7 protein-coding genes are annotated in these 12,072 nt (G+C 44.1%); 6 read left to right on the forward strand and 1 reads right to left on the reverse strand.

Annotation, left to right across the window (positions count from 1 at the left end):
• The first annotated feature begins 177 nt into the window (after positions 1-177).
• From D0T87_RS01335 to D0T87_RS01350, 4 genes are all read left to right on the forward strand, one after another.
• Complete coding sequence (locus tag D0T87_RS01335; RefSeq protein ID WP_163172056.1) at positions 178-1,677, forward strand: hypothetical protein; 1,500 nt, start codon at positions 178-180, stop codon at positions 1,675-1,677.
• Between the two features lie 19 nt (positions 1,678-1,696).
• Positions 1,697-4,732 (forward strand): TonB-dependent receptor, encoded by a 3,036-nt coding sequence (locus D0T87_RS01340; protein WP_163172058.1) that lies wholly within the window; start codon positions 1,697-1,699, stop codon positions 4,730-4,732.
• A 12-nt stretch (positions 4,733-4,744) separates the two neighbouring features.
• Entirely contained in the window at positions 4,745-6,400 is a 1,656-nt protein-coding gene (locus D0T87_RS01345) for a RagB/SusD family nutrient uptake outer membrane protein (RefSeq protein ID WP_163172060.1), read from the forward strand.
• 126 nt (positions 6,401-6,526) lie between these two features.
• On the forward strand, positions 6,527-8,122 hold the full coding sequence (locus D0T87_RS01350) for a glycoside hydrolase (protein ID WP_163172062.1): 1,596 nt from the start codon (positions 6,527-6,529) through the stop codon (positions 8,120-8,122).
• Positions 8,123-8,162: 40 nt separating this feature from the next.
• Here the strand turns inward: D0T87_RS01350 and D0T87_RS01355 are convergent, their stop codons facing one another.
• Positions 8,163-9,350, reverse strand: coding sequence for a DUF6051 family protein (locus tag D0T87_RS01355; protein WP_163172064.1), 1,188 nt, complete (start codon positions 9,348-9,350; stop codon positions 8,163-8,165).
• 179 nt (positions 9,351-9,529) lie between these two features.
• Here D0T87_RS01355 and D0T87_RS01360 point away from each other — a divergent pair, with 179 nt between their 5' ends.
• Positions 9,530-10,372 (forward strand): LytTR family DNA-binding domain-containing protein, encoded by an 843-nt coding sequence (locus tag D0T87_RS01360; RefSeq protein WP_163172065.1) that lies wholly within the window; start codon positions 9,530-9,532, stop codon positions 10,370-10,372.
• 58 nt (positions 10,373-10,430) lie between these two features.
• On the forward strand, positions 10,431-11,378 hold the full coding sequence (cysK, locus tag D0T87_RS01365) for a cysteine synthase A (protein WP_163172067.1): 948 nt from the start codon (positions 10,431-10,433) through the stop codon (positions 11,376-11,378).
• The last annotated feature ends 694 nt before the right edge of the window (positions 11,379-12,072 follow it).

Here is a 12,072-nt window from a genome sequence, read left to right on the forward strand (position 1 = left end):
AAAATACGAATAGATTCTGTATTTCTGATACACAAATCGGTTAATGAAAGATTTGTGTCCCTCCTTTGCACGATTTACAAAGACTTCAAAAAAAAGTTCCCTATATCTTTGACCATAGCTTGAAAGAGATGCTTTAGCATGTACTCTATCCAATTTGTTTAACTTAAAGTAATATTTATGAAAAAGCATGTATTTAATGCCTCCATACTATGGGCATTTTTATCGCTGGCTTTATGGGCTACAGGATGTAGTGATGACGATGGATATTCTGACGTAGACGGACAGAATCCTACACTGTCGCTGACAACGGAACATATCCAGACTGCCGCCGGACGATCCATCACGATCGAAGGAGCGGTGAGCGACAAAGACGGAATCGCAGCAATCCAGCTCGAATGTACAGATCTTAACCTCAACAAAACAATCGACTTGATTGAGATCTATGAAAAACCTCTTGAAACGTATGAATTAAGCTACAACTTCAACATCCAGAAGGATGAAATCGGCGAGCAATTCACGATTAAAGTAACTGTAATTGATGTGGGTGGACGTTCTGTGTCACAAGATGTATTAGTAACTATGGATGGCGACTTTGAGAATCCTACATTTACCATTGCTCCGGACAAGAATGTTACCGTACTTATTAAAGCTGAAACTAAATTCAGCCTCAACTTCTCTGTATCGGACGATCGCTTCCTGGACTATGTAACGATCCAAATTCCTGGTGTAGACGGATTTGAACCTCGCAGAGTAGATGCCGGGGGAAAGAAAGCCCTTGACTTCTCTGAGAAAATCATTCTGCCCAATGAGGTTAAGGAACACAACGTAACCATTACGGCTGTAGATAAAGAGGGAAAAGAAACCACTGTGACCAGCATCATCTCCGTATCTGAATTACCTGACTTCGAAAAGATGTACCTGGCAGATGTAGCTACAGTAGCAGAACTGAATAGTGATGTATTTGGTGTACCTATGCGCATTGAACGTACAGGTCCTTACCAATATCAGGCCAACTATTATAATGAAAAAGCCGGTACCGAAATATTCTTCCTGCCACAGAAGAGTGCGTTTACACCTATTTGTTTCGGGCTTGATCCGGAAGACACCAACAAGCTGACAGATGATCCTGATGTAGCCAAACCAATTGTATTGGAACAAGCCAATATGTACTACGAAATCACAATTGATATCCTCAACAGTACATACGCTATTTCAACATACACCATTGCCGAAGCAATTGACCCTATACCTCATGTATATGGTTCAAATAGCCTTGATACATGGGCGGATGGCGGTTCATGGTTGCAAGAGTTCTACTTTGGCTATATGACAAGCGGTCCTACTGATGTGAAACGCTTCACACAAGATAAGACCAATCCACACCTCTTCCGTCTTGACGATCCATTGTCTCTTGAAGCGGGTACTACGATGAACTTTGTTATCCACAATTGGCATTCCAATGGTTGGTGGAACTACTGTACATGGCGTGTTGATAACTCGGACGAGCCTGAAATCTTCGGATATTATGGAAAAGAGGCTGTATACACTAACCCGGCTTGGACAAAACCTGATCATGTAGGTGATAATTGGGCTAAACCAACCGTAAATACTACCGGAAAATATACACTTATATTCGATGCTCACTTGGAAAGAGCTAAGTTGGTTCCCGCTAATTAATAAGTAATACCAGTTTAATATGAAAAAGCATATATTATCATTATGTCTTGCGCTCATAAGCTTGTGTGGCTATGCGCAGACCACTGTAAGAGGGGTGGTGACTTCAGCTACAGACAAAGAACCACTGATCGGAGCAACTGTGCAAGTTAAAGGTACCGGAAACGGTACCATAACAGGATTCAACGGTGATTATTCACTAACGAACATCAGCAGCGATGCTATACTTGTATTCTCCTCAATCGGTTTCGAAACACAGGAAATACGTGTCGGCAACCAGACTTCCATCAATGTTGTATTGAAAGAAGCAAGCGAAGTGCTCGACGAAATCGTTGTCATTGGTTATGGCGCTGTGAAAAAGAGTGACCTGACCAGTTCTATTTCTACCGTGAAAGGGGAGCAGATTACGGAAAGTACTACCGGTAATGCTATGGACGCTCTTCAAGGTAAGATTAATGGTGTACAGGTGACCAGTGGTGGTGGACCGGGTACAACGCCCAAAGTATTGATCCGTGGGGTGACCACTGTAAACGGTACCGACCCGCTTTATGTAGTAGATGGTATGCCTGTAGGTACGAATATCAACTTCCTGAACAGTAACGATATCGAATCCATGGAAATATTGAAAGATGCTTCGGCAGCTGCTATCTACGGTACACGTGCCTCTAATGGTGTAATCCTGATTACTACCAAGAAAGGTGTGGCAGGAAAGACTAAGTTCAACTTCAGCACCTCAGTAGGTTTCCAAACGCTTTCTGATCCGGATATGGCAAAAGCCTCAGAGTACGAACAAGTATTCAAAACCCGCTATACGAACGACAACCGTACTCCGGTATGGAATAGCAAAGACAATATCACCGATGCCGAAGGTACCGACTGGTGGAACGAAGTAGTTAACAAGACAGCACTTGTACAGAACTATTCATTCGGATTCTCGGGGGGTAATGAAAAGCTTGTCTATAGTCTGAGCTTGGGTTATTTCCGCAACAACTCACAATATGACGTGGGTTACTGGGATAAGATCAATGCTCGTTTAAATACAGAATATACCTTCAATAAATACGTGAAGATGGGATTTGATATGGCTCCTCGTATGGAATCATGGGATGATACTCCAGAACTATTCGAAGCGGCAATGGGAATGGACCCAACGACTCCGGTATTCCGTCCCGAATCGGAATGGACAGATAATGTATACAGTAACTATCAACGTTCTCATAATAACCAGGTATGGAACCCTGCCGGTTCACTTGCCCGTCAGAATGCCAATTCGCGCGAGTATGGTTTCATTGTTAACCCCTATTTGCAGTTAACCCCTATCAAAGGATTGGTACTGCGTACTCAGTTTGGAGCTAATGCACATATCCGTCGCTCCGATTCATTCACACCGGAATTCCACATTGATGTTCTTGAAGAATCAACATTGAGTAATGTTTCCCGCGAAATGAAAGAATGGCTCGATTGGAACTGGACAAATACAGCTTCTTATATGACTACCATTGCCAAAAAGCATAATATAAATGCAATGGCCGGTTTTACCGCCGAACGTTTCGCCGAATATAAAGTAAAAGCTTCCCGTGATGCTGTGCCTAATGCTTCAGATAACTTACAGGAAGTAGATGCCGGTACACAAAACCAGAAAGGCGAGGGTAACACAAGTTACAGCACACTTGTTTCTTACCTGGGACGTGTGATGTACAACTACGATGGTCGTTACTACATTACCGCATCGCTCCGTGCCGATGGTTCTTCTAAATTTCCATCAGGAAATAAATATGCTGTGTTCCCTGCTGTTTCAGGAGCCTGGCGTGTAATCAGCGAAAGCTTCATGCAAGACCAGAATATCTTCAATAACCTAAAGATTCGTGCAGGTTGGGGACGTGTAGGTAATCAGAATATTGATAACGCCGCTTATATCACAACGCTTACTTCATCCGACTATGTATTCGGGTCAACTCCGGGCCGTGTTACGGGCACTTCACTTTCTTCTGTTGGTAATCAGAACTTGAAATGGGAAACGGTGGAAGATTACAACCTTGGTATTGATATGTCATTCCTGGATTCACGTCTGGATGTAACTTTCGATATTTACCAGAAGAAGTCTACGGACATGCTTTATAAAAAGCAAAACATCTTTGCAGTGGGTTATCCCGACTGGAACAGCCAGGTGTGGATGAACATCGGTAGTATGAAAGCTACAGGTTGGGAATTGAGCCTGAACTGGCGCGATAAAGTAGCCGATTTCCGTTATAACGTAGGTGTAAACCTCTCGGCTGTAAAGAACAAAGCGGTGAAGTTCTCGGGCGACGGACCAATCTACACCGGTGGATTCAATGGTGACCAGATTATCCGCAATGAAGATGGTGGATTAATCTCCCGCTTCTACGGTTATGTTGCCGATGGGTTATTCCAGAACTGGACAGATGTATACGCACATACCGACGAACACGGAACGCTTATCCAGAAAGATGCGCAACCCGGCGATATCCGCTTTAAGGACTTAAACCACGATGGTGTTATTGATGAAAACGATAAAACCTGGATTGGTAATCCTTATCCCGACCTGATGATGGGCGTAAACCTGGGATTCAACTACAAGAACTTCGACTTTACAGCTAACTTCTACGGCACCTTTGGTAATGATATCTACAACAAAACTAAGGGGCTCTACTCGGGAGTTAACGGACAGAATGTATATGCAGGAACCTTGAAAAAGGCTTGGAGCGGCGAAGGTACAAGCAATGATATTCCACGCTTGTCGTACAGCGACGTAAATCAGAACTACACCCGTGTATCCAGCTTCTATGTAGAAGATGGTTCGTATATGCGATGCAAACTTCTGCAAGTAGGTTATACGCTTCCTAAGAAACTCACCCGTGGCATGGAACTTCGTTTCTCACTGTCGGCACAGAATCTGTTTACCATCACCGACTACTCGGGTATGGATCCGGAACGTCCGCAAATTGGTAATGAAGGCAGTGTCATTGAAACAGGTATTGACGGAGTAGCTTATCCCAATCCACGTACATTCCTATTCGGTATAGACTTCAAATTTTAATCCTTCTAGATTATGAAACAGATATTATTTATAATAGCATTAATTGCCTCGGTAACGCTCGCCGGATGTTCGGACTTTCTGGAAGAAGACGTTAGAGGAAAAGAGAATCTTGATACCTACTTCCAGACGGAAGAGGAGGCTATATCATTCGTTAACGGTTGCTACAATGCTTTGACCTTCAATGGTTGGTGGCAGATCAATACTGTATGGTTACTATCGGATATGTGTAGCGATGATAAGTGGATGGGAAATACAAGTCAGGGAAGTGATTATACTGCACTGGCGCACTATCAGAGCAACGGACAATCTAACGGGCTTATTTCCAACTTTTGGCAGTATAGGTATAAAGGTATCCTAAAATGCAATATCGCTATTGACAGGATTGATAAGTCTACCATTTCGAATGAAACCATAAAGAATAGGTTGATAGCCGAAGCTAAATTCCTTCGGGCCTATTTCTACTTTGAGTTGGTTAGGAACTTTGGTGGTGTGCCTAAGATTACAGGTTTCTTAATGCCGGAAGAGATTACAGGTATTACCCGCAGTACAGCCAGCGAAATCTATGAGTTTATAGAGGAAGACCTTAAAGATGCTGCCGCTATTTTGCCTCAACGTAGTCAGTATGCGGGCAGTGATATGGGACGCGCTACCCGTGGTGCCGCCTTGGGTATGCTGGGTAAAGTGTATCTCTATCAGGAGAAATGGGAATCAGCACGAGATGTACTGGGATCGGTAATTACCGAAGGGGAACACGATCTGCTTCCCAATTTCGGCGATGTATGGTCTGTTGACCACAATAACAGTGTAGAAGGCGTGTTCGAGGTACAATTTATGTACGACGGTGTATATGCTTTAGGTGGTTCGCTCACTGTTGTAACCGGTGCACGTAATGGTCCTGGCGATGGTTGGTCGTGGGGACAACCGACAAGTGATCTTGAAAATGCATTTATCGCTGCAGGTGATGACGAACGCCTGAAATGGACGATCATTAAAAGCGGCTGTACCGAAATCGCAGGCGAAGATAACTTTGATGTATTTGTAGAAAACAGCAAGAAGATGGCCTCTTACCAAACTTATATTGATAAGTATGGCTGGGATGAAGATTGCTATATCATTGACCCGAAAGATCATAAATCTGCCCGCATTAACCGGAAGTTCTTTGTGCCTTATGATAAACGCCCGGAAGTATATAACATTGATAAGATTCCTTTGAACCACCGCATTTTGCGTTATGCAGATGTATTGTTAATGTATGCTGAGGCGTGTAATGAACTGAACGATGATGCTAATGCAAGAAAATACCTGAATGAGGTACGTGCCCGCGTAGGTTTGGGCGAGATAACATCGGGAGGTAATGACTTGCGTAAGGCAATCCGCACGGAACGTCGTCTGGAGTTGGCGCTCGAAAACAATCGTTTGTACGATATTCGCCGTTGGACGGATGATAATGGCAAGAAAGTAATCTGCAACCTGATGGGTGAAAACGGAACGTTTGTAAAATACAACACAAACCAGGCCACAGCGGACATCTATGAGTGGGAGAATCAAGGTGAACCAAGCAACAAGGGAGCTACGTTTAATGAGAACCGCGACTTGTTGTTCCCGATTCCGCTGTATGAAATAACCATGTCGAATGGTACAATTACACAAAATCCGGGATGGAATTAAGTTTTCAATAGGGCAGCGAGGCACTGCACTCAAGTAGTGATGCAGAATATAGCTGCACAGGAGGGTGTGTCCATCAGGACACACCCTCTATATACAATCTCTTCTTTCAACAAACAATGAACAATTATGACTTTCAAATACCACCTCCTATCTCTTCTATTGCTTACAGTCTCTTCAGCTTGTAGCGATAGCGACGATCCCACAAACCCTGACACCGAAACGCCGGGTATAAGCGTCGAGAAATCAGTAACAATAAACGCCGGACAAACATTTCAGACCATTACCGGGTTTGGCGCTTCCGACTGCTGGTCGCCCGCTTACGTAGGCAAGTACTGGACTTCAAGCCGCAACGGGATTAGTGAACTGCTTTTCTCCTCTGAAATTGAATCGGGTAAGCCCAAAGGTATCGGACTCTCTATGTGGCGCGTAAACCTGGGAGGCGGAACCGCCGAACAAGGCGATGCCAGTGGTATTGAAGATAAATCACGCCGTGCCGAGTCTTATCTTACCGATAACCTGACACTCGACTGGACGCGCTGCGAGGGACAACGTTATTTCCTGAACCGCGCCAAAACCCTTGGCTGCGAGAACATTGTGCTTTTCAGCAATACCCCACCGGTACAGTACACCAGCAATGGCAAAGGATATTCCGGTAGCGGAGGCGTATCCAACCTGAAAAGCGATCGTTACGATGACTTTGCATCATATATGGCCAGTGTAGCCCGGCATTATATAGATGAAGGATATCCGGTTACTCATATTTCTCCGGTCAATGAGCCTCAATATAATTGGGAAAGTGGTCAGGAAGGTAGCGGGTGGACAAATGATGAGATAGCCAGGTTGGCTCGTGAACTTGATAAAGCACTAACCACTTCCAGTCTATCGGTTGATATCCTATTAGGCGAATCGGGCGATTGGGAATACTTATACAAGACGAAAAGCGATGCAAACCGAAGTAACGTGATTTCATCGTTTTTCGCTCCTGGTTCATCTGCTTATATCGGCGACTTAAGCCACGTAAAGAAGCTTATTTGCGGGCATAGTTACTGGACGGATGGTACCTGGGATGGAATGCGTGGTGTACGCAAACAAGTAGCACAAGCAGCGCAGCAATATGGCATCGATGTGTGGCAAAGCGAATGGAGTATGCTGGGCGATGGATACAGTTCATCCGAATTTGTGGGTTATGATCAGGCATCAGAAATGGATATAGCATTTTACATGTCTAAGGTGATACATAACGACCTTACGATTGCTAATGTATCTTCGTGGAGCTTCTGGACCGCCATGGATGTAGCACGCTGGGGACACAAGAATCGTTTCTTGCTTATTTCACTCGTTCCTAAAGGAGGAGAATATGGCGATATAGAGGAAGAAGGTTCTTATCAGGCTATGCCTACGCTTTGGGTATTAGGTAATTACAGTCGTTTCATCCGTCCTGGATATCGCCGCATTGACTTAGAGCTGAATGAATCGCGCAGTTTCTTCGGTTCGGCATGGTTATCGCCCGAGGGTGATAAGGTTGTGGCTGTTTACACGAACTTATCTGATAAGGGTGTCCGCCTGAATGAGACTCGTGAAGGTTGGTTGGGTGAACCTAAGTCAATTACAACGTATACGACAACAAGCAGTAAGAATCTGGTTGAGGGTTCGGTAACTGCGGGTCAACCTGTTGTTTTGGATGCGGAGAGTGTAACAACGGTTGTTTATAGTTTGAAATAATATTGCTCATTGGGCGGTTTGCGAACCGCCCAATATAACGTTAATATAGAAACTCCGCTACCCTCCCAAACACCCGGCTAAACGCGTGATTCACTTCTTCTTTATCCTTACCTGCCCGAAACGGAAAAGGTGTCTGATGTGAGTACTCAAAAGGAAAATCCAGCTCTTGTAATATCTTGCGGGATGACTCCCCAAGTGCCTTAATCACCCCTTTCGTAGGAATAACAACATCCCTTTTCAAAGAAATAGCCCGTATGCGTTGACAAGCTGAGTGAAAGAAAGATTCCCTGTGGTCACGCATTTCATCGGGCGAAATCATCATACGGAAAGCTTCTTCCAAGCGGCAGCAGCGAGGCGCTGCATCCAGGTTTCCATGCGGCATCGAAAACTTGGCAACGGCACTTTGTCGCCGACTCGCTGCGAAGTCGTTTATGTAATAACTCATTAAACGGTCCGACGCCTCTTTATCTAGTATATCGCGGGCATTACCGTTCATCTCACTAAAGATGGAACCACCACAGAACATGAACAGTTTGCTGTCCGAGAACATTTCGTCGGTATTGGCAAGCAATAGGATTTGCGACAAGAAAGCGCCAATGGAGTAGGCAAATATATTGATAGAGGTTCCTTCCTTAAATAAAGGATGCGAACCGCTTTTAATCTCGCTTACCAACTGCTGCACATTATATGCCGATTGCAATCCTGATACATAAAAGCGCAAAGGCTGCTTGGATATACGGTAGCTCAACGCCACGTTGGCAAAGGTAGAATTGGTTAAACCGCTTACCTCTTTTTTCCGCAGGTTCACCCACGGCAGGATTGTGCGCGGGTTGTTCCAGGTCATCGGACTACGGTTCATGTGGAAAGCAATTGGAAAAAGAATCACCGGCCGGCCGGTATGCTCTACCAGATACTCTGCCCAGGTGAGGTATTTATCCCAGCTTCGTTCATTCAGCCCATGCAGAAGAAGAATGGCTTTGTCTTGCTTCTCTGTCCGGTCGGGTGTAAATATGGTGTAATTGAAACGTTGGTTCTCGTCAATACAATCATCCGTCACCGGGCAGAAAGCGGTGGTAGAGAGTTCTTTTTGTAATGCTTTTATCTCGTCCTCATAACTGGTCTGGACGAAGTGAAAGGGAAGAATATCCAGGTGGGTATCTTCTAATTTGGCCTTTTCATCGAAGGAAAAGACTTGGCTGATCTGTTTGGTACGAATCGAAATATCCATAGTTAATGCGCTTTTTCTACAAAGAACAAACGAAAAACGGAATTTCTCAAATTAGAGGGTTAAGCTATCTTTAAAAGGGATAAAAAGCCTTATTTAGGGACGAAAATCTGGAATACGGGGCGGATGAAAACGGCATTATTCAGTATCTTTGCCCCCAATTTAACGTGAAGCAACAAGATATGTTAGGTCAAAAGATACCTCGATTTATTTTTGAAAAAGGGAATATCGTCCGTCTCATTTTGCTGACGGCGTTGTTCGCTTTGGTCTTCATTAATATCTACAAGCCTTTCAGTTCTTCGCATTGGTATCCGGTGTCGGAATTTAAGTTTTTCGTATTTTCCAGTCTGATTATACTGACCGGTGTGCTTGTGGTGGTCATCAGTCGGGTGATTATGTATTACCGGGCAAAGAAGCATGCCATTACGTACGGGCAATATGGGGTATGGATTCTGCTGGAGATTTTCTTTATGTCGCTGTTCTATACCATCTATACACTATCTGTTAACCCGGAGCGGGAGTGGCTGAGTGTGTTCAAGGAATCGTCCATAAATACAGCACTGGTATTGTTGTTGCCCTATTTCGCCATTCATCTGTATTTATTCTATAACGACAATAAGAAGCGGTTGCAACTCCTGGAAGATGCACGTTTGGAAAGCACTGCCAGGCAGCACGTTTATTCTTTTTATGACGAAAAGAATGAGTTGCGTATTTCTATCAAAAGAAACAATCTGCTCTATATTGAATCGGCAGATAATTATGTATACATTTGGTATATGAACAAGGGGTACCTTACGAAGTTTATGCTGCGTAATTCATTAAAGGCTATCGAAGAGAGTCTGTCGGATACGAGTGTGCTCCGTTGCCATCGTTCATTTATTGCAAACTTTGAACAGGTAAAGGTTATCCGCAGGCAAAAGGATGGTATCTACCTGGAATTCGGTATTGATAAGGTTCCGGATATCCCCATCTCGAAGACGTATAACGAAAAAGTAACTCACTGGTTTATGACGTATTCCAGTTGAACATATTTATGGTTATTTTTGTCTTATTATAGATCGAGTCACTTTTAAAACCACAGATATGGAAAAAATTGCAAAGAAACTAACCGACCTCGTGGGCAATACCCCCTTGTTGGAGCTTACAAATTATAACGAAAGCAAAGGCTTACAGGCCAGAGTAGTAGCCAAGCTCGAATACTTCAACCCTGCCGGAAGCGTGAAAGACCGCATTGCACTGGCCATGATTGAAGATGCCGAAGCAAAGGGCGTACTAAAACCCGGAGCAACCATTATCGAACCGACCAGCGGAAATACCGGGGTGGGACTGGCATTTGTTTCCTCGGCAAAAGGCTACCGACTTATCCTGACCATGCCCGAAACGATGAGCGTGGAACGTCGCAACCTGCTGAAGGCATTAGGCGCCGAACTGGTACTTACCCCGGGGCCGGCAGGCATGAAAGGGGCGATAGCTAAAGCGGAAGAACTGAGAAACGAAATTTCCGGCTCCATTATACTACAACAGTTTGAAAACCCGGCCAATCCTGCCGTACATGTACGCACTACGGGAGAAGAAATCTGGCGCGATACAGACGGCAAGGTCGATATATTCGTTGCCGGCGTAGGAACAGGTGGAACAGTGAGCGGTGTGGGTGAAGCGCTGAAAAAGCATAATCCAAAGGTTGAGATCGTAGCGGTAGAACCTGCCGAATCGCCTGTACTCTCGGGGGGGCAACCCTCACCACATAAGATACAGGGTATTGGTGCCGGATTCATTCCTAAAATATATAATGCCAACGTGGTAGATAAAGTTATTCAAGTGGCAGGCGATGATGCCATCCGTACAGGTCGCGAACTGGCAAAGAAAGAAGGACTGTTGGTTGGTATCTCTTCAGGGGCAGCCGTATATGCAGCTACCCAGCTGGCTTTGCTTCCCGAGAATAAAGGGAAAACAATCGTTGCTATACTACCGGATACAGGCGAGCGATATTTGTCTACCTTATTATATGCTTTCGAAGAATATCCGCTATAAATCAAAATAAATCAACAGTCCTGCTGGACGATAAGAAGATTAATAATAAGAAATAGTGCATATCATGTAGAAAAAGCCGGCTCAGGGATACCTGTAAGCCGGTTTTTGCGTTTGCTGCAAACATCAATCTGCGTTTGCTGCAAACGCGATGTTGTCTTTGCAGCAAACGCAAATTGATGTTTGCAGCAAACGCAAAACGGTGTTTCGAAGGCATATCACAGCACAGTAAGTAATCTACACATATGTCTTATCATTTGAGATCCAACAAGCCAATTTAGTATTCTTATTGGTATTGCCAGTATACAGTTAATTGGTAGGATTATTAAATTCTTCGTCTTTACAAGAAAACAGGGTGGAAGGGTGCCAATCCTAGGCTCTGCTGATTAACAAACGAACGTTTAAAGGGCGGTTAAAATAAGAATGTATCCTCTTTTCACTGTTAGCGCTTCTTCTATCTAATGTAAAGCAAGAAAAAGCAAATCGCATGTATAACTAACAAAAAATGAATGCTATAAGTTAATGACGAACATCATGTTCTTATGTAATCACCCTAATTGAAAATAAGTAGGGCACATCGTTTTATGCTGCCTTTTAACCGCCCTTTAAACGTTCGTTTAATGGGCACATCAATACGAATACCAGCCCCGAATGATTTGCTACAGAATTTATAAGTCGAACTTATTCTGAGTTATAA

The sequence above is a fragment of the Bacteroides sp. 51 genome, assembly GCF_010500965.1.
In the GTDB taxonomy this organism is placed as follows: Bacteria; Bacteroidota; Bacteroidia; order Bacteroidales; family Bacteroidaceae; genus Bacteroides.

Coding starts and splice junctions, on each gene's coding strand:
- D0T87_RS01345 (WP_163172060.1), top strand. CDS start 4,745: ATGAAACAGATATTATTTATAATAGCATTAATTGCCTCGGTAACGCTC.
- cysK (WP_163172067.1), top strand. CDS start 10,431: ATGGAAAAAATTGCAAAGAAACTAACCGACCTCGTGGGCAATACCCCC.
- D0T87_RS01335 (WP_163172056.1), top strand. CDS start 178: ATGAAAAAGCATGTATTTAATGCCTCCATACTATGGGCATTTTTATCG.
- D0T87_RS01360 (WP_163172065.1), top strand. CDS start 9,530: ATGTTAGGTCAAAAGATACCTCGATTTATTTTTGAAAAAGGGAATATC.
- D0T87_RS01350 (WP_163172062.1), top strand. CDS start 6,527: ATGACTTTCAAATACCACCTCCTATCTCTTCTATTGCTTACAGTCTCT.
- D0T87_RS01340 (WP_163172058.1), top strand. CDS start 1,697: ATGAAAAAGCATATATTATCATTATGTCTTGCGCTCATAAGCTTGTGT.
- D0T87_RS01355 (WP_163172064.1), bottom strand. CDS start 9,350: ATGGATATTTCGATTCGTACCAAACAGATCAGCCAAGTCTTTTCCTTC.